Consider the following 20,494-nt stretch of genomic DNA (forward strand, 5'->3'; position numbering starts at 1 on the left):
GAAATGGGAAGCGACCCGCTGATTGTTTTGGTCGACCAATTTTCTTCTTTTTTGGCCGTTGACGTATAATTGACGCCACTATCTTCCCGCCCGACGCAGCACCAATTTCAGTTGATCGAAACTGTGCTCTTGTCCCTGACTGTGCTGCAGCGCCATGCTTTCATCAAGAGACGACCAAACTTGCATTGCTGCATCGATTTCCGGGTCCGTGCCTTGTGTGTAGAGGCCGGCAGTGATCATCATCTGATTCTGCGCGTAGACGCTGAAGTGCTTTCTCACCTGGCGAATGACGTCGTTTTCCTCTGGTGTTGCTGCGTCTGGCAGGCTTCGAGAAACGGATCTCAACACGTCGACGGCCGGAAATCTCCCACGTTCCGCGATCATCCTATCCAGAACGATGTGACCATCCAGTACGCCGCGTAGAATGTCCGCAATGGGCTCATCCATGTCAGATCCTGCCACCAGAACGCTGAAGACGGCAGTGATGTCGCCCTGATCCTCCGCCCCTGGTCCGGCACGTTCGCACAAGGACATGATCAAGTGCGAGGTAGACGGCGGAAATCCACGAAGCACCGGAGCCTCTCCGGCGGCGACCGCAACTTCGCGATGGGCTTCGGCAAAGCGTGTTATGGAATCGGAGATCAACAAGACAGACAAGCCAAGATCCCGAAAATGCTCAGCCACGGTCATGGCGGTCCACGCGCATCTGCGCCGCACCAATGCTGCCTGGTCAGATGTGGCTGCGATCACGATGGTCCGCGCCCTGCCTTCTTCGCCTAGAACAGTATCGAAGAAGTGCAGTACTTCGCGTCCACGTTCACCAATCAGGGCGATGACGACAATATCTGCCGACATCACTTTCGCCAATTGTCCCATCATGCTGGATTTTCCGACGCCGGATCCGGCGAACAGCCCGACTCTCTGACCCCTCACAATCGGCAACATCGTATCTAGAACAAGATATCCGGTGTCCAACCTTGGGCCCAAGGGGCGCCGGGTCGCGGCAGCTGGTGGGCTGGCATGCAGTGGCCGCGGCGTTAGTCCCGGAACCAATGGTTGTCCATCAAGCGGGTTGCCATCCGGGTCGATGATTCGACCGATCCAGGAGGTGTCTGGCGCTATTCTGCTGCTGCGATCCAGCACAACAGTGTCGGCCTGCGCCACGCCACTGACAGAACCATCCGGCAGCAAAACAACGCCTTCCGAGGCCAATTGCACAACTTCGCCGCGCAGAATGGTGCCATCGCGGCGTCTCACTTCGACCCGGTCGCCGATTCGCGCGTCTCCGTCCAACCCGCTGGCGGTGATCATTCCGGCTTTGACGCCGGTGACACGACCGAGGGTGCGTGCGGTTTTGATTTGCGAAAGATGTGCGTGGAAAGACTTCAACCGAGCTGCTTGCTGCATTGGACCCTCATGGTGGCTGCAAACAGTTTTTAAAGGAATCACAGTTAAGCCTTGGTTGAAATTACACGAGGGAGAAGCCCCGATGTTCCAGAACCTGACCGTTTTCGAAACGGCACACGCGATGGCAGTCCACGCTGGACAGCGTCAGGCTGTGATTGCCCAGAATGTGGCAAATGCCGATACGCCGGGATTTGTTGGTCGTGATTTGCCATCGTTCCAAGACATCTATTCTCCGCATCAAAACACTATGACGACACAGCGTGCGACGCGGGCGGGGCATCTGAATGGTTCAACCACACCCGACATGACCGGACTGATGCGAGAGGACCGGTCCTTCGCCTCTCCGGATGGCAACACAATTTCGCTGGAGACAGAGATGTTGCGCGCAACGGATGCGAAACGGCAGCACGATCGTTCCCTGGCCATCTACAAATCTGCCCTGAATATTCTGCGATCCAGTCTTGGGCGCCAATAAGGAGGACCTGCGATGAGCGAATTTTCCAAAGCGTTGGGTGTTTCGGCAAGTGGCCTACAGGCACAGGCGGCCCGTCTGCGCCACCTGTCCGAGAACATTTCCAACGCTGACACACCCGGTTACCGGCGCAAGACGGTTCCCTTCCGCACAGAATTTGATGGTGGGAACGGTGTGGCCAAGGTCGAAGTGGGTCGCGTGTCACTTGATGACCGTGAGTTGGAACGGATTTTCGATCCGTCGCATCCGATGGCCGATGAATCAGGGCATTTCGACGGTTCAAATGTCGATCTTCTGATCGAGCTCGCCGATGCGCGCGAGGCGCAACGCAGTTACGAGGCAAACCTCAAGATGTTCGAACAGGCCCGGCAAATGTCGTCTGGCCTGATGCAACTGCTGCGCCGTTAAACGACGCAGACAACAATGGAGATCCAGAATGGATTCAGCAGCACTTTCCGCAGTTCAAAACTACTCGGCGTCGCGGGCAGCAACGCAACCCGGCAAGGCCTCTGGCGAGAGCATGTTTGGCCGAATGGCCATGGATTTCGCCCAGACGCTAGCGCAGGGCGAACAGGTGGCGCAGCAGGCCATGACAGGAGATGCAGACCCGCATTCTCTTGTTCAGGCGCTGGCGCAGACTGAACTTGCCGTCGAAACGGCAGTCACCGTCCGCAACAAGGTGGTCGAAGCCTATCAGGAAATTCTACGGATGCCCGTCTAAGATGCTCAACGAGGTCATCTTTTTCGACACGATGCGCCAAGGATTATGGATCGCTGTCATCGTTTCGGTCCCGATTTTGACGGTGGCGCTGGTCGCTGGCGTTTCTATCGGATTGGTTCAGGCTCTGACATCTATCCAGGAAATGACGCTGACCTTTGTGCCGAAACTGGCCGCAATCATGATCGTATTCTGGATGTCCATGGGCTTCATGACGGAGACGATGGTGTCGTTTTTTCAAGGCTGGATCATTCCCTTGATCATTGGAGGTTAACATGGACAGCACCGGTTATATCACGTTGACACGACAGTCCGGCCTGATGCGAGAGATGCAGGTCGTTGCCAACAACATCGCGAACGCGGCAACCACCGGATTCCGCCAGGAAGGTATGGTGTTTTCCGAATACGTCCGCGGGATTCAAGGCGGGGCCTCCCTGTCGATGGGGCACGGAAACGGGCGTCACAGTTCGTTTGTGCAGGGCAACCTCACACAGACGGGTGGGACATTTGATTTTGCCGTCGAGGGCGACGGCTATTTCCTGATCCAGACACCCAATGGTGAACGTTTGACGCGTGCCGGTAGTTTTACGCCGAACGGCGCCGGCGACCTTGTCACGCATGACGGGCATCCCGTTCTGGATGCCGGCGGGGCACCAGTTTTTGTCCCGCCTGACGCACGCACGATCGCCGTTTCACCTGATGGAACAATCAGTGCTGATGGGACGCTCGTGGGCCAGATCGGTTTGGTTACACCAACCAACCCGGGGGGAATGATCCGCGAGAGCGGTGTACTGTTCAGCGCAGATGAAGGCTTTGAACCTTCGGAAAACGCGCGAATGATGCAGGGGTTTGTCGAGGAATCCAACGTCGACCCAATCAGCCAGTTGGCGCGGATGATCGAGGTTCAGCGCGCTTACGAGATGGGTCAGAGTTTTCTCGATTCCGAAGATGAACGCGTCCGCCGAGCGATGGACGCAATGATGAAATCCAACTGAGGAGACGCAGATGCGCGCCCTGAAAATTGCTGCGACAGGCATGCTGGCCCAACAGATGCGGGTCGAAACGATTTCGAACAACCTCGCCAATATGAGCACGACCGGCTACAACGCCCGTCGCGCAGAATTTGCGGACCTGCACTATCAGCAAATGACGCGGCCAGGATCGATCAATGCGTCGGACGGAACGGTCGTGCCAACTGGCGTACAGCTCGGTCTTGGTGTGCGACCGGCGGCTGTTTCAATGCAACTCGCGCAAGGATCGCTGGCCGCGACGGGCGGCGATCTGGACGTCGCCATCGAAGGAAAAGGGTTCCTCGAAGTCACGCTTCCATCCGGCCAGACGGCGTACACGCGTGATGGCGGATTGAAACGCACGGGCGAGGGGGTCATCGTCACCTCGGACGGTTACCCGGTGGCGCCAGAAGTCGTGATACCGGCCGATGCCCGCAGCATATCGATCAACGGAGATGGCGAAGTGTACGCCTATTTCGTCGACACCGCTGAAGGGCAGTTGATCGGCCAATTCAACCTGACAGGGTTCACCAATGCCAAGGGGCTTGAGGCCCTGGGAAGCAACCTCTTTGCCGAGACGGAAGCCTCCGGTCCACCCATCACAACGACACCGGGTCTGGATGGTTTGGGCACGCTCCGCCAAGGATACCTCGAGGAAAGCTCGGTGGACGCGGTGCGAGAAATAACCGAATTGATCGCTGCACAGCGAGGCTACGAGATGAATTCAAAGGTCATTTCTGCGGCTGACCAGATGATGGGCGCAATGACGCAAATCCGATGATACGTTTTTTGATCGTCTTTCTCCTTGCTGCTTCGTCCAGCGCCTCCGATGTGGTGACACCCACGCGGACACTGCGGCCTGGTACGCTGATCACGCATGCCGATCTGACCGTTCAAGACGTTGATCGCACGGGCATGTTTGACAGGATCGAAGATGTCGCTGGCCAGGAGGCGCGCATTGCACTTTACGCTGGGCGCCCCATTCCTTTCGAAGCGATTGGTCCACCGGCTTTGATCAACCGGAACGAGATCGTCGTGCTGCACTTTCGAGCAGGTGGCCTGTCGATCAGCACGGAAGGGCGGGCGCTGGAACGCGGCGGAGTTGGCGATCGCGTCCGCATCATGAATCTGAGTTCGCGGGCAACCCTCTTCGGCTTTGTGCAGCCAGACGGATCAATAAAGGTAACACAATGATGTTTGTATCGGGCCAAGGAAAACCCACGCGCTGGTTGGTTGGAGTTGCGATTTTGGCCGTTGCAGCCTGTGGGCGCGGAGATCATTTGGGCAAGGAGCCGTCTTTTTCAAATCCGCTCGCGACCCAGGAACATTCCGCGATGATCACTGCCAGCCTGCCCAAGGTGATCGAGGAGACGACGGCATTGGATCAGGCGTCCCTTTGGAGCCGCCAGCGCGGGTCGCTCTTGGGAGATCGACGCGCAGTACAGCGCGGTGACATCATGACTGTTGTCATTGAAATTGACGAACGCGCTGAGATATCAAACGAAACCGAGCGTTCCCGCAGCGGATCGGAAAGCCTGGGGATTCCGCAACTTGGTGGCCTTCCTCAACGCCTTGATCAAAGCCTGCCTGAAGGAGCCTCCAGCTCGGAATTGGTTTCGATCAATTCCAACAGCAATTCCAGCGGCGACGGCTCTGTCAAACGGAATGAGAAACTGACGCTCAGGGTCGCCGCAACCGTAGTCGATGTCTTACCCAACGGCGTGCTGTCCATCGCGGGGTCTCAAGAGCTGCGGGTCAACTTCGAATTGCGCGAATTGCTTGTGTCTGGATACGTCCGCCCCGAAGACATTTCCCGCCAAAACGAGATTACATACGACAAGATCGCGTCGGCGCGTGTTTCTTACGGAGGACGGGGCCAAATTACCGACGTCCAACAACCACGTGTGGGTCAGCAAGTCCTCGACGCTGTCTTGCCATTCTAGGAAATCCCATGCTCAGCAAGATCCTTCCAATTGTACTGCTACTTATCGGTGTTGGCGCTGGTGTCGGTGCGGGCGTCTTTCTCAGGCCCGAGGAAAAGCCTGAACCTATGGAAGAGAGTTCTGAAAAGATTTCAATTCAATCCAAGGAACCGGACGTGGCACCGGAGTTGGTGCGTGAATACGTAAAGATGAATAATCAGTTTGTTGTGCCCGTAGTCAAGGGGGATAGTGTGCAGGCGCTGGTTGTTATGTCACTCAGTCTCGAAGTCCCTGCGGGCCAAAAAGATGCAATCTATTCCCGCGAACCGAAATTGCGCGATTCATTTTTGCAAGTGATGTTTGACCACTCCAATGTTGGCGGATTTGACGGCGCATTCACCAATGCGAACAATCTGGATGTTTTGCGCAATGCACTCCGCGAGGCTGCCCAAAAGGTTATGGGTGAACAGATTTCGGATGTGCTCATCGTGGAGATTGCGCGCCAGGACTATTAGTCCGCGCTGCCAAACACCGTTGAGTCTATTGCGGACTGCATGCGGACGGCTGCTTTCGATTTTCGAACCGCGCTCGCCTCTTGGTCAGCAAGTTTTTCGGCAACGATTTTGCGACCATTCGCGCGACGGTGCTGCGCCATCAACGCTTCTTTCTGGGCCAGTACATTTGCCAATGCGATGTTCAGTTCTCGCTGCGCCTTGCCCACCCAACCAAGCCAGATCACATCCGCACCAATGGCCCGCATCTGCGCATGCTCGGGCTCTTGCGCTTGGGTCGTTCTGGCAAATGCGCGCATCCGTTCCAATTCTGCCCGCAATTCATTTTCGCGCTTTATCAGGCCGGAGAGGGCTTGCTGACTGTGCTGATACTTCAACGCGGAAAGGGTCTTGAGTTGCTCTAGGTCCATCGTCAAATGCCTTTTCGTGCTCGTACACGCATTTCGTCGGCGAACCTTATTGCTGCAGCGACGGCCTGGTAATGCTCGGGTGCAACTTCGTCTCCAACCTTGGTCACAGCATGCAGTGCGCGCGCTGTCGGCGGATTGCTATGGATCGGGACAGCGGCTTCCATGGCGACCTCGCGGATGCGCAAGGCAATTTCGTCCACGCCTTTTGCGACACAAATGGGGGCTGTCCCCGGAGCCCGTGTCCATTTAAGCGCGACAGCATAGTGGGTTGGGTTCACGATGATGACGTCGGCGGTCGGGACATCTGCGATCATTTGCTGGCCAGCGATCACCTGCGCGCGCGCGCGTCTTTCCTGCTTGAGATGCGGGTCACCTTCTGAGTTCTTCGTCTCATCCATGATTTCCTTGCGGGACATTCGGTTTTTGCGGATGTGCTCATGATGCTGCCATATCGCGTCGATCGCACCGAGGGCGGCAGAGATGAGGACAACGATCAACAAAAACGCGACGCATAGCTCAGCCAGCATGATCACGACAACACCCGGGGCGCTGTGCACAACGGCAATCATCTCGGGCAGTCTCGTATTCAGAAAAACTGCGAGGCACGCCGAGTATATGGTCAATTTGACAAAGCTCTTGCCGAATTCAAAGAACCCGTTCCGTCCAAATTTCTGTTTGGCATTCTGCAGCAGCGAGATGCGCGACATCTTCGGTTGCAGCTTGGTGGGTGCCACGACAAACGCACGTTGCGCCAATATTGCTCCGAGAACAGCCAGAGCGGGCAGCAGGAAAATGGGGACAATGATCACGGTGACGTTCCACAAAATGCCACCCATCAGAGCTGTTGGACCGCCAGCGAATATGACTTCAGACATCTCGGCCGCCTGATCCAAAAGAACTTGCATTTGACCGCCAAACCCGATGACGGTTTGCGCGCCGAGAGCCAAGAATGCCAATGTGAGCCCGGCGTAACCTGCAGCAGTCTGCAGCTCTACGGACTTCGCAATTTCCCCCTTTTTTCGCGCATCCAGCAGTTTTTGCGGGGTTGGATCAAAAGACTTGTCACTGTCATCTTCCTGACCGCTCATGACCTGGCTCCGAATGGATTGGCCATGAAATGATCAAGCGCTGAGAGCCAGACACCCAGAATTGTCGGCGCAGCAAGAAAGAGCAGAAACAGCCCGCCCAGCGTGATGACCGGGGCCCCGACGAAAGCGACCATAAGTTGGGGCATCGCCTTGTTGATCACCCCAAGAGCCAAATTGTAGAGGACGGACATTAAAACAAACGGAGCGGCCAATACGAAGGCCAACTCAAAGGCGCGCGCAACCTGCGCGAGACCCCAATCGGCCACATCGCTGCCGCCGGAAAACAAGCCCATTGGCAGCAAAACGTAAGAGTGGATCAGCAGTTGAGCTGCCTTGATGTGCAATCCTGCCATGACGGCGAGGGCAATTGCTCCGACCGTAAGTACGTATCCCATAGCGGGGAGTGGTTCGATCGCTGCGCCCCCGAGGATCTGGGACAGAGATGTGGATTGTGCTGCGATCGCGCCAGCTGTCTGTAGCGCCAGGATGAACAGCCGAACACCAAGGCCGATCATCACGCCGGCGAGCGTTTCTGTCGCGGCAAGCACAGCCAGTGATCCGACCGAAAAGATCGGCGGCGACACGGACAAGGATGCAGCCACGATCACGGTAAATGCCACCGCGATGGCGAGTTTGATGCGCATTGGTACGGATTGCTCTCCGAACCCCGGAAGCAATGAAACGGTTGCCGCGACCCTTAGAAATACCACAAACCCGAGCCAGAGTTGAGACTGCGTTATCGAGAGAAAATCCTGGATGACAGTCATGCCGCAACAACACCGACAAGGGCTGGTTGGGCGTCGACGCCAATTTCTTCGAACGACAATACCGGGTTTGAGATGCCCTTGGCACGCATCAGAGTTTTTACAAATCGGCGCCGCCGCGTATTTGTGACGACTGCAGCGGCAATGCCTTGTTCGCTGATGTCCTGCAGTTTTTCCGTCATGTTTGCGGCCAACCTGTTGAACAGGTCCGGAGGCAATGCCACGTCCAATCCCCGTTCGGCATCCACCTGATAGTTTGCGAATGTGTCCTCCCATTCCGGTGCAAGCTGCACGAGGGGAAGGCTGCCATCCGCACGCCGCAACTCGGCAACAAGTTGAAAACCAAGACGCTGGCGGACCAGTTCGCATATCGCCTCCGGCTGAGCATTTCGCCCGCGCGCTTCGGCTGTGGCTTCGAGGATCAGAGGCAGATTTCGGATCGAGACCTGCTCGTCCAGCAGCAGGCGCAATACTGTGTGCAGGACATCGATCGGAACTTTGTCGGGTATCATTTCATCCAGCAATTTTCGATTGGCTTCTGCCCTTGCCGGGTCTGAAATATTGGTCATTTCTGTGAGCAACCGACGCAAAGACTTGAGGGTAAGCAAGCGGCTGAAGTTGTTCTTGACCACTTCCAAAAGATGCGTGGCGAGGATTTCTGTCGGGGTGACAATGGTGACGCCGGCGAGGACCGCATTCTCTTGGTCTTTTTGCGAAATCCATCGGGCAGGTGCACCATAAACCGGTTCTGTCGTATCCCGCCCGCCAGGCAATTTGCTGGTGTCGTCAGGCGTCAATGCCAGAATGTCATTTGAGTGCAGCATCCCTCGTGCCTGTTCGACACCCTGGATGCGCAGGACATACACGCCGCTTTTCAGGCCAGGATCATCGGTCAGTCTGATCTCTGGAAGAATCAGACCAAAGTGCGAAGCGACGTGGGTCCGCATATTGGCAATGCGCGCATCCAGACCGGTGCCAGGATCCAGCACCATGTTGACCAGATCCGTTGCGAATTCCACATGGATGTCATCCAATTCCAGGACGTCTCCCAATGATTTTTCGGGCGATGCGACCGGTGTTTCCTCTTGCTCGATGTCTCCCTCAATCCGCTCTCGCAACTGTTTGCTTATGAAAAACGACGCCGCGGCAAGGCCGATTGCGCCCATCATGAAAGGTGCGAGGGGCAAGCCGGGTACAAGGCCAAACATGGCCATGAGTACGGCCACGGTGGTCAAAGCGGCCGGGTGTTTGCCGAGTTGACTGAAAACGGCAAGGTCCGTTGCCCCCTTCGCGCCGCCGCGTGCCAACAGCAACGCGGACGCTATCGAAATCACGACGGCAGGGATTTGCGATACGAGCCCGTCGCCTACGGTCAAAATTGCGTATGTTTCAAAGGCACTGCCCAATGGCATGCCGTGAACCACCACGCCCATGATCAGGCCAGCCACCAGATTCAGAAGTGTGATCAATAGCCCCGCGACTGCGTCTCCTTTGACGAACTTGGACGCGCCATCCAGCGATCCGAAAAAAGTAGTTTCAGCTTGTTCCTGTTCCCGCCGCGCCTTGGCTTCCTGATGTGTGATCGCTCCGGCAGACATATCACTGTCGATCGCAAGTTGCTTTCCGGGCATTCCGTCCAAAGCGAAACGCGCGCCAACTTCCGCCATGCGTGTCGCACCCTTGGTGATCACCATGAAATTCACGATCAATAGGACGCAAAACACGACGAGACCCAGGAAGACGCTGCCGCCCATGACAAATTGCGCAAAACCCTGGATCACTTCGCCTGCGGCCTGGGTGCCGGTGTGGCCCTGTCCGATGATCAACTTGGTGGATGAAACGTTCAGCGAAAGGCGCAGCATCAGTGAGGCCAGCAGTATCGTGGGGAATGCTGAAAAATCGAGTGGTCGTTCAATGAACAGGGTGATAGTAAAAATCAGAATGGCGAGCGCAAAGGAAGCTGCAAGACCAACGTCAAGCACCCATGCTGGCATGGGTAAGATCATCATGACAATGACTGCCATGAGCGCTACGGCAAGCATCACGGTCGGATTGAATAACGTGATTGAGGAGAGGTTGAAGCCAGGTTTATCCAAGATGTACTCCCTGGTTCGGTGGCACCGAGGATTGCATTGGCTGTGGGGCCATTATTTGAAAAGGCCTGAGTGGATTCAGGATCGATTTTGTTTCGATACTTTTCCGGACATTGCAAACGGTCACCCGCATCACAGGCATCATCAAAAAGATGCTTTTTCGAATGCTGAGAAAGGTAGCCACTGAAAAAGCATCTGGTGCCATGACCGCACGGACAAGAACCGCTAGGTCTATTATTCCGATTTGGGATCGGCCCAAAGCATCCCGGAGGCTGGAAAGAACAGGTCGGATGATCGCGAGACTTGAGCCGCTTTGCCAAATTGCGTTGGCACACGCATTCCCGTGTTTGACCATACTATCGGCCGTGTTGCCTGCCAGAAGAAATCTGCCAAGCCTCTGCTGCATCGACTGGGACAAGGTCACGTGTTCCTTATTCGCGTTCTGCGATGGAACAACGATACGATCGAGACGATTTAGATTTGGTAACCAAGATTGCGATCCCGGTTTTATTCGCCGACGGGAACACGCAATTCGTCTGCCGTAAGCAAGTCTTCTATCGCGAGCCGAGCATTTTGGCTCTCTGAAATGGCCGCTGCTGCACGTTCGAGCATACCGTCCTTTTGCGGCTCATCCTCGATGGTACTCTGAGCGACCGAGACCATGGGACCGAACACCGGAGTGGCGTCTTCGACCAGAACGGACCAGTCTTCCGACAGCCAGGCAGTCTGTTGCGCGCTTTGCGTGTCTTCCAATGCGGAGTAAATTGAGTGCGCTCCAGAGAAGTCACCGGCAAGTGATTCAGCACGTGCACGCAGCAGAGTTGCTGCGTCGGACTCTTGTCCGAAAAGATGCGCCAAAGCTTCGTAAGGGCGGTTCAAAGCCATTGATATCTCTGCTTTGAGAAGAGCAACCTTTCCGCTGTTCTTGTATCCCTGACCGGCATTCAGAACGGTTTCGGCCTGCTTGGCAAATCCAAGTTGGGTCAAGCGGTCAGCAAGCTGTAACCGAGCCTGAGGAGTCAGTGTTTCCGGATCAACCCCAATTTGGACAAAGGTATGCTCCAAAAACTCAACGTCGTCTGCATTGCGCGCCAACAAATCCAGAACTGAAGATCTCAGAACATCTTCTCCGGACTCGGAATTTCGCGCACGAATGCGAGAAAGTGCATCAAATGCTTTCGTGAACTGACCAGATTTTCCTAAGGCCAACACATGCGTCCGCCGCAAGTCCGTTTCGATGGGATCGTCCCGCATTTCCAGCGCATAGGCTTCGACCAGCGTGGCAACATTTTCATCAATCTCAGCGTCCTCCGCCAGATGTGAGTCGACGAACTTAATGAGTGCCTCGGCGGATTGTTCCGTGTTTGACGTCACAACTTCGGCAAGTCGCTCTTGCGCTTGCTCAACGTCTTTCTGCGCTAACTCAAGATCGGCCTTTGCAAGGTTGGCATTCGGGTTTAATGGTTGCCCCGTCCGTTCCAGGCTGCGCAAGGCAGCTGCGGCCGAACTTGAGTCGCCATAAGCCAGCAATCGCCTGCTGAGTTTCGGCGCAAGGAATATCCGCAAATGCATGGGTAGGGCACTTACCGCGCGTAGGGCTGCATTGGCGTTTACGGAAACCGTCGGTCTAATACTTTCCGTAGCTAGAATTGCCCACAGCGCGATTTCGCTATCGCATTCCATGTAGCCAGAGAGGTAGTCGGAATCGCGGCTGTGCCCATACTCCAGAATGTCCGCCATGATGACGAGCTCTGGATGTTGAGTGAAGACGTCCTCGTGCAAAAACAGCGTCTGACGAGCTTCAGCTCCAAAACCAAAGTGCAGGTATGTTTTGGCGAGCTCTACCGCGATTTTCTGGTTGAGCTGATCAAATTCACCATACAGTTGGCTGCGCAGATCAGCAATCTGCACGGACGGATCCATGTCGGTTGCCCAGTTTTGAATGGCCACACGCTTGGGTTCGATGCAAGAAAGGCCATTCGCCAGCGACGCAAAACTTTCCTGATCAACAGAGGACTGAACGTCACTGCTGCTCGTTATTCTCAGGTTGGTGTTTGTTCCTCTTGCCAGTGATGGATCAGGTTCAAAAGTCGCAGAGGAATCGAAAATGCCTGTGTCAATCTGTGGTTTGGCTGGAGCAGCCAACAAGTCAATTTCCGGTCCGACAGGGGACAGAATACCGCGTGTCGCAGCGCTCCCGATCTGTCGAGCAATTTTGTTCCTTGTTTGCTCCAGTCGCGCGGCATTCGGAATGGAGTTTTGTTCAACAGGTAAGAGATCTTCTAGAGCGCGAACTTGAGTGTTGCTGCGCCGCTCAGAGATTCCATTTGGGAAGGGCCGAACTGTCTGTTGCCGATTTATGGGTGTCTCGCTTTGGTGTCCATCGAACCTCAGCGGACGTGTTCCGACGAAATCAAGCGGTGGCCTGATGGCCAAGTCAGTTGATTGGGGAGTAGAAGCCTCCGCAACGTCCACCACGATCATGCTGGAACCTTCGTTGAAGACCGTTGCGCTGCACTCGCACGCAAAATCGATACGGATACTTGAGCCGTCGGAACTTACGTCGGAGATAAAGGTGCGTCTGATGCGATCAAAAACAGACGACGTATCAAAGCCGTCGTCGTGGCCATCAAGGGCCAATAGAGCGCCGCGCTCGTCTTGTTCTATGCTCCACGTCATTCTTTGGGGGACATTGAGCACCAGACGCGCAAAATCTTCATGCGCGCCTGAACGTACCGTCACTTGTTGCGCCACCGCTGGGCCGATCACAACCAAGTAAAGCAAAAGAATGCACCTGATCATGCCGCGTTCTGCTTGGCAGCCTTCAGAGCCTCTTCCAGGTCAGAAAACGAAGGGCGGCAATGTGATGGGGTATTCTGCCGTCCGACCTCGATGCAGATATTTGTTGCGTGTTCGTGAAGGTTTGCCACGAGCACCTCGCGGATGAGTTGATAAAAGTGCGCATCCTGTTCGACGACGGCTTTGACTTTTGCTGCGAACGGACCGACGAGGCCGTAGGCAAGAAACACTCCAAGGAATGTGCCAACAAGCGCGCCGCCGATCAGCTTTCCCAACACCTCTGGCGGTTGATCGATCGACGCCATCGTTTTGATCACGCCGAGAACAGCAGCCACAATTCCCAACGCAGGAAGACCATCCGCAACGGTCTGCAGTGCATGACTGGAGTGCATCGCATGGTGCATGTTTGCTTCCATGCGTTTCTCGAGTACCTCTTCAACCTGGTGTGGGTCGTCGTAGTTCATCGAAGCGGAACGCATCGTATCACAGATCAAGGCAGTCGTTTCCTTGTCTGCCTGGATTTTGGGGTAGCGCGAAAAGATGGTGGAGTTATCGGGATCTTCAATATGCTCTTCGATGGCAACGGGATTTTGGCGCGCCAGTCGAATCAATTCAAACAGCATGCACAACAAGTCTTTGTAGTCTTCGTCGGACCATTTTGGCCCCTTGAAGACCTTGCCGAGATCCTTGACGGTGTGTTTGATTTCGGCGACGGAATTGCTGATCAGAAACGCGCCGACGGCAGCGCCCATGATCATTGTCATTTCGAATGGCAGAGCTTTGAGGATGATCCCCATCTTGCCGCCCGCGGCAAGATATCCGCCAAAAACCATCACAAAGATGGTAATGATCCCGATGATGCCGACCATCAAAACAACTCCCTAAACAGCGTCGACGTCACATTCGCAGATAGCGGTTAACAAAGACTGTTTGCGGTTCAGCTTTTTGGCGCCAACGCATTCCGGCCAGCAAAAATAGCACTGATTGAATAGGCAACCTGTGGATCGAGACCGGACATGATTTTGGCTGCGACGTCAGGGCGCATCCGCGCAAGGAAACCTGCCGCAAACTCTGGCTCCATGGTCTCAAAAAGTGCTGCGGCATCCTTCGGCTTCATGTTCTCGTAGACGGTGGTCAGCCGCGCCAAATCGTCTTCTGCAGCGGTTTCTGCGCGTGCCAAAGTGGCGCCAAGGCGCTCTTCGGCCTGTTTCAATGCATCCAATCGACGTTCTATCTCGACCTGGGCAACATCCAATGCTTTAGCCCGCACTTTCAATTTCTTTTCTTTCTCAGCAATACGGTTTTCCCGCGCGATCAAGGCATCAAGAAGGGATCCCACTTCGACCTTTTGTGCGGGCTGAGGTGCATCTTCGGTCTCACTCATCGCTTTGGGAAGGAGAAGCTGGTTGGCAAGGTCACCTTCTGCAACGGCGGTGCCTGCACCCACCCCAAGACGCAGCGCGGCGGATCCGACCAGAAGAGAAGAGATCAGAAGGATTGAACCTTTGCCAGTGGAACTCCGCTTTTTCTTTCGACTTCCTGCCATCATTTCGCTCCTGCAGCGCGGCGGGTGAACATTGGCTCCCCGGGGCTTTGCGATGCCGATTTTGGTGTTGATTTTTCGGCCACAGGGGCCTCTGGAATATCGTGAATTGAGGCGATCTGAAGTTCGATTCGTCGCGACGTTTGTTCGGCGCGTTCCGTCAGCTCTGTGAGGGTCTCGGTCGAGATCGCCGCTGTTTTCTGAGCAGCGGCCAGAGTTTTTGTCAGATCATCAACCTGCGCGGATAACACAGCAACTGCTCCGCCGACTCCCTTTTCGAGGTTGTTGAATCGATTTAGCCGCCGCCCGAGAATGAAGCAGTAAAAACCAGCACCCAGTGCGCCGGCGGCCAAGAGAATATCAGCAATCAAGTCCATTTATGGCCCTCAGTTCAGCACAAATTCCATAATCAGCAGATCATTGACCCGATCGGGTCCCGCAACAATCTGCACACGGCGAAGAAGTTGAGCGCGCAAGCGGGTCAACGCGGCTGCGCTTTCAATGTCACGAACTTCAACGGCCCGAAGATATCCGTTCATGACATCCACCACGCGGGGCAGAAGGCTCCGCACGTCGGCCGCGTGTTGAGATGGCACTTCCAACTGAGCGCGGAACCTGAGGTGACGGCCCTGCGACGCCGGGCTGATGGAAATGGTCATTGGTTCGACTTCCACAAAGGCGATGTCCGGCATCGCGCCTGGCTGTGTCTCTGCCTCAGTATTATGTTCTGCAGTTTCCGGTGCCAGAATCAGGCCGGAGAACGTCGCATAGAATCCACCGCCACCGCCCAAAAGTGCGGCAACCATGCCAAAGATTAACGGCAGCTTTGACGATTTCTTTGCTTCTGGCGGGGCTTCTGCCGCGGCGTCTGTCATTTCATCCATCCATTGGTGTCAAAGTGACTATTGCCACAGATCAACTAACCGATTGTTAAGGCTGATCGGTCATTGCTTGCACAACGCCGGGCAGAACGCGCGGCAGGACGGAGGCGATTGTGCAGCAGTTGGTGAATGTCTGGATGGGTTTGGATATCCGGCGGCAAGTAACGGTCGTTGTGGCGACGGTCGCCGTCTTTTTGGCGGTTTTGGCGATGTCCAGGATCGCGACGTCTCCGTCGATGACGCTCTTGTATGCAGGTCTGGAAAACGGCGCTGCCGGGGATGTCGTGCGTGCTCTGGAACAACGTGGCGTGCCCTATGAGGTGCGCGGTGGGTCCATCTTTGTCGATAACAACAGCCGTGATGAGCTGCGGTTGACTTTGGCAAGTGAGGGACTGCCGGCAAATAGCAACAGCGGCTACGAGCTGTTGGATACCCTGTCCGGATTTGGAACAACGTCGCAGATGTTCGATGCCGCGTATTGGCGTGCGAAAGAAGGTGAACTTGCGCGCACAATTGTGTCCAGCCCACACGTTGGAACGGCACGCGTTCATATTGCATCGACTGGGTCCAATCCGTTTCAACGCAGTGTCACGCCGACGGCGTCCGTCATGGTGACGCCGATTGGCGGAGAATTGTCCGCGCAACAGGGCAAAGCAATCCGCTTCCTTGTTGCATCGGCAGTGGCGGGTCTGTCCGCAGACGACGTGGCGGTGATTGGTGCCAACGGTGCGATGATCGCCATGGCCGAAGAGGCGGTACCTACGGCCGGAGCGGAAGACAAAGCACAAATTCTGCGCAAGCGCGTGGAGCGATTGCTCGAAGCGCGAGTCGGAGTTGGAAACGCAATCGTGGAGGTGAGCGTCGATACGGAGACTGAAACCGAAGAGATTCGCGAACGTCGTTTTGATCCTGAAGCGCGCGTCGTAATCAGCACTGACACCGAAGAGCGCAGCAGCAACTCAAACGAAGCAGGCAATGGCGACGTGACGGTCGCGTCAAATCTTCCGGATGGCGACGGCGCAGCAGGAGACACCGCATCATCGCAAAACTCCGAAACACGCGAACGCATTAACTATGAAGTATCGGAGACAGAGCGCGCGGTGACGCGGGTTGCAGGGGCTGTCAAAAGACTATCTGTGGCCGTCCTTGTTAACCAGGATACCAACCCAACGGCGCAAGCGTCGGGTGAGCCCGCGGAGCGACCCCAGGAGGAGTTGGATGCGCTGCGCGAGCTTGTGGCGTCGGCCGTAGGGTTTGACAAAAATCGCGGCGACATCATCACCATCAAGTCGATGGCGCTCCAATCCATTGCGCCGCAGGGAACAGAAGCTCAGACGTCACTGCTCGATATGTTCAAAGTCGACGTAATGTCTGCGATCCAGATGGTGATTCTCGCCATTGTCGCTCTCGTCCTCGGTCTTTTTGTGGTACGCCCTATCTTGTCGCGCCAAAGTGCGTCGGCAGCCTTGCCCGCAAGCGCACCAGCTATCGAATCCTCTGCACAATCCGCGTCATCGACCGCAGCACTTACCGGCGAGGTAAGCGATTTGCCGGACGATTTTCCTGACATCCAATTGAATGATGATGGCGGAGGGTTCGACAACCTGCCAGCGATGAATTTCGCCTCGGCATCTGATAGTGTCGCAGCCGCTCCGTCTGATCCGGTTGATCGTTTGCGGGCCATGATCGGCGACAGGCAGGAAGAAACCGTAGAGATTTTGAGAACCTGGCTTGAAGACAGCGAAGAGAGGGCCTGATGTCACTGAGCCATCTTTTCCAGGACTTCGGAACGTTAAAACCGGCAAGTGTCGGTAAGAAATCGTTGAATGCGGAGGAAATCGAAGACCTCAAGCTTCAAGCGTTTGAAGGCGGGTTTCAGGCCGGTTGGGATGAGGCGGTCAAGGCGCAGTCGGAAACGATGACGCATGTGTCTTCGGGGCTGGCGGCCAGTCTCCAAAATGCGTCCTTCGAGTATCATGAATTGCGCAGGACATTGCACGAATCTGTTCAGAGCATTCTGAGCGAAGTCGTCGAAACGATTTTGCCACTGGCTGCTCATGCGAGCCTCGGCAGGCACATCTGTGACCTTATCGGATCCACATCATTGGACGCACTGGATCGGACGATCGAAATTGCTGTGGCACCCGGTCGCGACGAGGCTGTGCGCCAGGTCCTGTCGGCCGAATTGCCAGAACCATTCGAAGTGGTCGTCGATCAGATGATGTCCCCAAATCAAGCCATTTTGCGTGTTGGCGCGAAAGAGGCGGAACTAAACCTGGACAAGACGGTGGCCGAAATCGCAACGGCGGTGACCAACTTTTTCGAAACCCGGAAATCAGAGGTGAAAGATGGCTGAATTGCCTGACACACAGACCTTAGCGTCTGACACACACAACCCGTTTACTGCGGTTCCCATAGAAATCACGGTCTCAGTTGGGCGCGCACGTCCATTGGTGCGCGATTTGGTCATGCTGGGGTCCAATGCGGTGCTGACGCTGGACAAGCGCGTTGACGACCCTGTGGATCTGTTCGTTGGCGACAAGCTAATTGCCCGCGGCATGCTCGAAGAGGCTGAAGACAGCGAGGACGGTCAGTTGGTTGTCCGATTGACCGAGATTATCGACCTCGGGCCTGGCATCTGAATCCGTGCCCATCCGGCTCCTCTTTCTGTTCTTGATATGCTGCGCGCCCTTTCCGGCGCTGGCACAGGACATTGCCATCTCTTTTGGCGATGAAGGTTCGCTGAGCGCACGCACATTTCAATTGATTGCACTTGTTACTGTCCTCAGCCTCGCGCCCGGGCTTGCAATCATGGTGACCTGTTTTCCGTTTTTGGTGACCGTGCTCTCGATATTGCGCCAAGCGATTGGTTTGCAGCAGTCTCCGCCCAACATGCTGATCGTGAGTCTTGCTCTTTTCTTGACGTATTTCGTGATGGAGCCCGTGTTCACCGAGGCCTGGACTCAAGGCCTGCAGCCGCTCACCAATGACCTGATTGACGCAGAGACGGCATTCATCCGAACGCTTGAACCGTTTCGGGTGTTCATGGCCGCTCGGCTGGATGCGGATACGTTTGGTGCCATGGCTGATCTGCGTCCAGACACACAAGGTCTGGAGTTGAGTGAGGACGCGCCCCTTTCGGTTCTCATCCCAAGCTTTCTGTTGTCGGAAATCTCGCGCGCATTTCAGATTGGCTTTTTGATTTTCCTGCCATTCCTCATCATCGATTTGGTTGCTGCGGCAGTTCTGATGAGCATGGGGATGATGATGGTGCCACCAGCCATCGTGTCGCTTCCCTTCAAACTGGCCTTCTTTGTTGTCGCAGATGGTTGGAGTCTGATCGCCGGAAGCCTCGTGAGAAGCTACTTTTAAAACCGGTCGTAGATAAAAAACTGCGAAACCGATGGGCCGACGCTCCGTTGCATGCATTTTTTACACAACGCAGAAAGCGGATCGGTGATCGTTCCGAATTCATGTTCCGGTCGCTTCTCGCCGATGATGCATTGACACCACGATAGTGTGCAGTCGCAGACGTATGTTCCGCGCTCTTTATCGGCTATTCACTTCCCCAATTTCTCAATTCATGTATCCATCCAAGCGTGAGAGGTTCAATCGATAAGCCCGGGAGAGCGTCATGAGGACTCAGGTTGCGATTATTGGAGGCGGGCCATCGGGGCTTTTGCTGGCGCAGCTTTTGTTTGCCCGCGGGATCGAAAGCGTCGTGCTGGAACGCAAAACAAAAGAATATGTGTTGGGTCGCATACGCGCGGGCGTTCTCGAACAGGGATTTGTCAGTCTGATGGAAGAAGCGGGATGTGCCGACCGTCTGCATGCCGAAGGGATCCCTCACAACGGCACTTTGATATCATATGGGGAAGAGATATTTCGCGTGGATTTCACGCGCCACACCGGCTCGCCAGTGATGGTCTATGGGCAGACTGAGGTGACGCGTGACTTGTATCAAGCCCGCGAAGAGGTTGGCGGGCACATTGAATTTACGGTCGAAAATGTTGTCATCCACGGTGCGGACGGTGACGCCCCACATGTCACATACACCGTGGATGGTGTCGCGCGTCGCATTGATTGCGATTTCGTCGTGGGCTGTGATGGTTTTCATGGGGTCAGCCGCCAAACGATCCCGGCGGACGTACGCAAAGAGTATGAAAAACTGTACCCTTTCGGTTGGTTGGGCATCCTTTCCGAAACTCCACCCGTCAATCGTGAACTGATCTACGCCAATTCGCCACGTGGATTTGCGTTGTGTTCGATGCGCAACGAAAACCTGAGCCGATACTATATTCAGTGCTCCCTCGACGACACACCCGAAGACTGGTCGGACGAGGCGTTTTGGGACGAACTCAAATGCCGGATTCCGGCAGAAGTTGCAGCAAAATTGGTCACAGGCCCAAGTATCGAGAAATCCATTGCGCCACTGCGGTCTTTTGTGACCGAACCGATGCGCTGGGGTCGGTTGTTCTTGTGTGGCGACGCGGCCCACATTGTGCCCCCGACCGGGGCCAAGGGGTTGAACACGGCCGCCTCGGATGTCCACTACCTCTACAATGGCCTGCGCGACTTCTATGAGAATGACAGCACTGCCGGGATCGACAGCTATTCGGAAAAAGCCCTGGCCCGCGTTTGGAAAGCAGAACGGTTCAGCTGGTGGTTCTCGTCCTTGATGCACACATATCCGGACCAGTCAGGATTTGATTTGAAAATGCAGCAGGCTGAAATTGATTTCCTCCGAACCAACACCGCAGCGCAGCAGGCGATGGCGGAAAACTATGTGGGCCTGCCTTATTGATGGTTAACATCCTCTTACATCCATACGGTGGCGGCTTTTCCGGCCAATCAAAATCTCTGTCAGAAGGACAA

The 20,494-nt window shown here is 55.4% G+C and carries 24 protein-coding genes; 14 read left to right on the forward strand and 10 right to left on the reverse strand.

The genetic code is table 11. The features are described from left to right. Window positions 1-78: 78 nt before the first annotated feature. Entirely contained in the window at window positions 79-1,407 is a 1,329-nt protein-coding gene (locus tag Q1A89_RS13075) for a FliI/YscN family ATPase (protein WP_299728733.1), read from the reverse strand. Between the two features lie 82 nt (window positions 1,408-1,489). On the opposite strand from Q1A89_RS13075, the gene Q1A89_RS13080 reads away from it, so the two are divergent. The 9 genes from Q1A89_RS13080 to Q1A89_RS13120 are packed head-to-tail and all read left to right on the forward strand — an operon-like array spanning window position 1,490 to window position 6,044. Next, window positions 1,490-1,882: a FlgB family protein gene (locus Q1A89_RS13080; protein ID WP_299728736.1), complete on the forward strand. Its 393-nt coding sequence runs from the start codon at window positions 1,490-1,492 to the stop codon at window positions 1,880-1,882. A gap of 12 nt (window positions 1,883-1,894) precedes the next feature. Further along, the gene (gene flgC / locus Q1A89_RS13085; protein WP_299728739.1) at window positions 1,895-2,287 is read left to right on the forward strand and encodes a flagellar basal body rod protein FlgC; all 393 of its coding nucleotides are present in this window, start codon (window positions 1,895-1,897) and stop codon (window positions 2,285-2,287) included. Window positions 2,288-2,315: 28 nt separating this feature from the next. Beyond that, the gene (fliE, locus tag Q1A89_RS13090) at window positions 2,316-2,600 is read left to right on the forward strand and encodes a flagellar hook-basal body complex protein FliE (RefSeq protein ID WP_299728742.1); all 285 of its coding nucleotides are present in this window, start codon (window positions 2,316-2,318) and stop codon (window positions 2,598-2,600) included. A 1-nt stretch (window position 2,601) separates the two neighbouring features. Then, the gene (locus Q1A89_RS13095; RefSeq protein ID WP_299728745.1) at window positions 2,602-2,871 is read left to right on the forward strand and encodes a flagellar biosynthetic protein FliQ; all 270 of its coding nucleotides are present in this window, start codon (window positions 2,602-2,604) and stop codon (window positions 2,869-2,871) included. A gap of 1 nt (window position 2,872) precedes the next feature. Next, window positions 2,873-3,592, forward strand: coding sequence for a flagellar hook-basal body complex protein (locus Q1A89_RS13100; protein ID WP_299728748.1), 720 nt, complete (start codon window positions 2,873-2,875; stop codon window positions 3,590-3,592). Window positions 3,593-3,602: 10 nt separating this feature from the next. After that, window positions 3,603-4,388, forward strand: a complete 786-nt coding sequence (gene flgG, locus Q1A89_RS13105) for a flagellar basal-body rod protein FlgG (RefSeq protein ID WP_299728751.1) — start codon at window positions 3,603-3,605, stop codon at window positions 4,386-4,388. An 8-nt stretch (window positions 4,389-4,396) separates the two neighbouring features. Beyond that, a complete protein-coding gene (flgA, locus tag Q1A89_RS13110) occupies window positions 4,397-4,801 on the forward strand; it encodes a flagellar basal body P-ring formation chaperone FlgA (protein WP_299728755.1) in 405 nt (134 codons plus the stop codon). Beyond that, window positions 4,801-5,550: a flagellar basal body L-ring protein FlgH gene (flgH, locus tag Q1A89_RS13115; RefSeq protein WP_299729173.1), complete on the forward strand. Its 750-nt coding sequence runs from the start codon at window positions 4,801-4,803 to the stop codon at window positions 5,548-5,550. Before flgA ends, flgH begins: the two co-directional genes overlap by 1 nt. Window positions 5,551-5,558: 8 nt before the next feature. After that, window positions 5,559-6,044, forward strand: coding sequence for a flagellar basal body-associated FliL family protein (locus Q1A89_RS13120; RefSeq protein ID WP_299728758.1), 486 nt, complete (start codon window positions 5,559-5,561; stop codon window positions 6,042-6,044). On the opposite strand, the gene Q1A89_RS13125 is transcribed toward Q1A89_RS13120, so the two are convergent. The 9 genes from Q1A89_RS13125 to Q1A89_RS13165 all read right to left on the reverse strand — a co-directional run bounded on the left by Q1A89_RS13125 (window position 6,041) and on the right by Q1A89_RS13165 (window position 15,613). Next, the gene (locus Q1A89_RS13125; protein ID WP_299728761.1) at window positions 6,041-6,451 is read right to left on the reverse strand and encodes a hypothetical protein; all 411 of its coding nucleotides are present in this window, start codon (window positions 6,449-6,451) and stop codon (window positions 6,041-6,043) included. The two genes, Q1A89_RS13120 and Q1A89_RS13125, sit on opposite strands and share 4 nt — an antisense overlap. A gap of 2 nt (window positions 6,452-6,453) precedes the next feature. Then, entirely contained in the window at window positions 6,454-7,539 is a 1,086-nt protein-coding gene (locus Q1A89_RS13130) for a flagellar type III secretion system protein FlhB (protein WP_299728763.1), read from the reverse strand. Continuing rightward, window positions 7,536-8,306, reverse strand: a complete 771-nt coding sequence (locus Q1A89_RS13135) for a flagellar biosynthetic protein FliR (protein ID WP_299728766.1) — start codon at window positions 8,304-8,306, stop codon at window positions 7,536-7,538. Before Q1A89_RS13135 ends, Q1A89_RS13130 begins: the two co-directional genes overlap by 4 nt. Continuing rightward, window positions 8,303-10,345, reverse strand: a complete 2,043-nt coding sequence (gene flhA, locus Q1A89_RS13140) for a flagellar biosynthesis protein FlhA (RefSeq protein ID WP_299729176.1) — start codon at window positions 10,343-10,345, stop codon at window positions 8,303-8,305. Before flhA ends, Q1A89_RS13135 begins: the two co-directional genes overlap by 4 nt. A 558-nt stretch (window positions 10,346-10,903) precedes the next feature. Beyond that, on the reverse strand, window positions 10,904-13,198 hold the full coding sequence (locus Q1A89_RS13145) for a hypothetical protein (RefSeq protein WP_299728769.1): 2,295 nt from the start codon (window positions 13,196-13,198) through the stop codon (window positions 10,904-10,906). Further along, window positions 13,195-14,064 carry a flagellar motor stator protein MotA gene (motA, locus tag Q1A89_RS13150; RefSeq protein ID WP_299728772.1) on the reverse strand — a complete coding sequence of 290 codons (870 nt, stop codon included), beginning with the start codon at window positions 14,062-14,064 and terminating at the stop codon, window positions 13,195-13,197. The genes Q1A89_RS13145 and motA overlap by 4 nt, the downstream gene beginning before the upstream one ends. 68 nt (window positions 14,065-14,132) lie before the next feature. Then, on the reverse strand, window positions 14,133-14,744 hold the full coding sequence (locus Q1A89_RS13155) for a hypothetical protein (RefSeq protein ID WP_299728775.1): 612 nt from the start codon (window positions 14,742-14,744) through the stop codon (window positions 14,133-14,135). Further along, window positions 14,741-15,115 (reverse strand): hypothetical protein, encoded by a 375-nt coding sequence (locus tag Q1A89_RS13160; RefSeq protein ID WP_299728778.1) that lies wholly within the window; start codon window positions 15,113-15,115, stop codon window positions 14,741-14,743. Before Q1A89_RS13160 ends, Q1A89_RS13155 begins: the two co-directional genes overlap by 4 nt. Window positions 15,116-15,124: 9 nt before the next feature. Continuing rightward, window positions 15,125-15,613 carry a flagellar basal body-associated FliL family protein gene (locus tag Q1A89_RS13165; protein WP_299729179.1) on the reverse strand — a complete coding sequence of 163 codons (489 nt, stop codon included), beginning with the start codon at window positions 15,611-15,613 and terminating at the stop codon, window positions 15,125-15,127. Window positions 15,614-15,732: 119 nt separating this feature from the next. On the opposite strand from Q1A89_RS13165, the gene fliF reads away from it, so the two are divergent. The 5 genes from fliF to pobA all read left to right on the forward strand — a co-directional run bounded on the left by fliF (window position 15,733) and on the right by pobA (window position 20,423). Next, window positions 15,733-17,376, forward strand: a complete 1,644-nt coding sequence (fliF, locus tag Q1A89_RS13170; RefSeq protein ID WP_299728781.1) for a flagellar basal-body MS-ring/collar protein FliF — start codon at window positions 15,733-15,735, stop codon at window positions 17,374-17,376. After that, window positions 17,376-17,975 carry a hypothetical protein gene (locus Q1A89_RS13175; protein ID WP_299728784.1) on the forward strand — a complete coding sequence of 200 codons (600 nt, stop codon included), beginning with the start codon at window positions 17,376-17,378 and terminating at the stop codon, window positions 17,973-17,975. Before fliF ends, Q1A89_RS13175 begins: the two co-directional genes overlap by 1 nt. After that, entirely contained in the window at window positions 17,968-18,261 is a 294-nt protein-coding gene (locus Q1A89_RS13180; RefSeq protein WP_299728787.1) for a FliM/FliN family flagellar motor C-terminal domain-containing protein, read from the forward strand. The genes Q1A89_RS13175 and Q1A89_RS13180 overlap by 8 nt, the downstream gene beginning before the upstream one ends. Window positions 18,262-18,265: 4 nt before the next feature. Then, window positions 18,266-18,991 carry a flagellar type III secretion system pore protein FliP gene (gene fliP, locus Q1A89_RS13185; protein WP_299728790.1) on the forward strand — a complete coding sequence of 242 codons (726 nt, stop codon included), beginning with the start codon at window positions 18,266-18,268 and terminating at the stop codon, window positions 18,989-18,991. A gap of 262 nt (window positions 18,992-19,253) precedes the next feature. Beyond that, on the forward strand, window positions 19,254-20,423 hold the full coding sequence (pobA, locus tag Q1A89_RS13190; protein ID WP_299728792.1) for a 4-hydroxybenzoate 3-monooxygenase: 1,170 nt from the start codon (window positions 19,254-19,256) through the stop codon (window positions 20,421-20,423). The last annotated feature ends 71 nt before the right edge of the window (window positions 20,424-20,494 follow it).

The organism is uncultured Tateyamaria sp. (assembly GCF_947503045.1).
Lineage (GTDB): Bacteria > Pseudomonadota > Alphaproteobacteria > Rhodobacterales > Rhodobacteraceae > Tateyamaria.

Excerpts from the sequence above, each read along its gene's own strand:
- Q1A89_RS13075 (WP_299728733.1), bottom strand. The coding sequence starts at position 1,407 with ATGCAGCAAGCAGCTCGGTTGAAGTCTTTCCACGCACATCTTTCGCAA.
- Q1A89_RS13080 (WP_299728736.1), top strand. The coding sequence starts at position 1,490 with ATGTTCCAGAACCTGACCGTTTTCGAAACGGCACACGCGATGGCAGTC.
- flgC (WP_299728739.1), top strand. The coding sequence starts at position 1,895 with ATGAGCGAATTTTCCAAAGCGTTGGGTGTTTCGGCAAGTGGCCTACAG.
- fliE (WP_299728742.1), top strand. The coding sequence starts at position 2,316 with ATGGATTCAGCAGCACTTTCCGCAGTTCAAAACTACTCGGCGTCGCGG.
- Q1A89_RS13095 (WP_299728745.1), top strand. The coding sequence starts at position 2,602 with ATGCTCAACGAGGTCATCTTTTTCGACACGATGCGCCAAGGATTATGG.
- Q1A89_RS13100 (WP_299728748.1), top strand. The coding sequence starts at position 2,873 with ATGGACAGCACCGGTTATATCACGTTGACACGACAGTCCGGCCTGATG.
- flgG (WP_299728751.1), top strand. The coding sequence starts at position 3,603 with ATGCGCGCCCTGAAAATTGCTGCGACAGGCATGCTGGCCCAACAGATG.
- flgH (WP_299729173.1), top strand. The coding sequence starts at position 4,801 with ATGTTTGTATCGGGCCAAGGAAAACCCACGCGCTGGTTGGTTGGAGTT.
- Q1A89_RS13120 (WP_299728758.1), top strand. The coding sequence starts at position 5,559 with ATGCTCAGCAAGATCCTTCCAATTGTACTGCTACTTATCGGTGTTGGC.
- Q1A89_RS13125 (WP_299728761.1), bottom strand. The coding sequence starts at position 6,451 with ATGGACCTAGAGCAACTCAAGACCCTTTCCGCGTTGAAGTATCAGCAC.
- Q1A89_RS13130 (WP_299728763.1), bottom strand. The coding sequence starts at position 7,539 with ATGAGCGGTCAGGAAGATGACAGTGACAAGTCTTTTGATCCAACCCCG.
- Q1A89_RS13135 (WP_299728766.1), bottom strand. The coding sequence starts at position 8,306 with ATGACTGTCATCCAGGATTTTCTCTCGATAACGCAGTCTCAACTCTGG.
- flhA (WP_299729176.1), bottom strand. The coding sequence starts at position 10,345 with ATGCTTGCCGTAGCGCTCATGGCAGTCATTGTCATGATGATCTTACCC.
- Q1A89_RS13145 (WP_299728769.1), bottom strand. The coding sequence starts at position 13,198 with ATGATCAGGTGCATTCTTTTGCTTTACTTGGTTGTGATCGGCCCAGCG.
- motA (WP_299728772.1), bottom strand. The coding sequence starts at position 14,064 with ATGGTCGGCATCATCGGGATCATTACCATCTTTGTGATGGTTTTTGGC.
- Q1A89_RS13155 (WP_299728775.1), bottom strand. The coding sequence starts at position 14,744 with ATGATGGCAGGAAGTCGAAAGAAAAAGCGGAGTTCCACTGGCAAAGGT.
- Q1A89_RS13160 (WP_299728778.1), bottom strand. The coding sequence starts at position 15,115 with ATGGACTTGATTGCTGATATTCTCTTGGCCGCCGGCGCACTGGGTGCT.
- Q1A89_RS13165 (WP_299729179.1), bottom strand. The coding sequence starts at position 15,613 with ATGACAGACGCCGCGGCAGAAGCCCCGCCAGAAGCAAAGAAATCGTCA.
- Q1A89_RS13175 (WP_299728784.1), top strand. The coding sequence starts at position 17,376 with ATGTCACTGAGCCATCTTTTCCAGGACTTCGGAACGTTAAAACCGGCA.
- Q1A89_RS13180 (WP_299728787.1), top strand. The coding sequence starts at position 17,968 with ATGGCTGAATTGCCTGACACACAGACCTTAGCGTCTGACACACACAAC.
- pobA (WP_299728792.1), top strand. The coding sequence starts at position 19,254 with ATGAGGACTCAGGTTGCGATTATTGGAGGCGGGCCATCGGGGCTTTTG.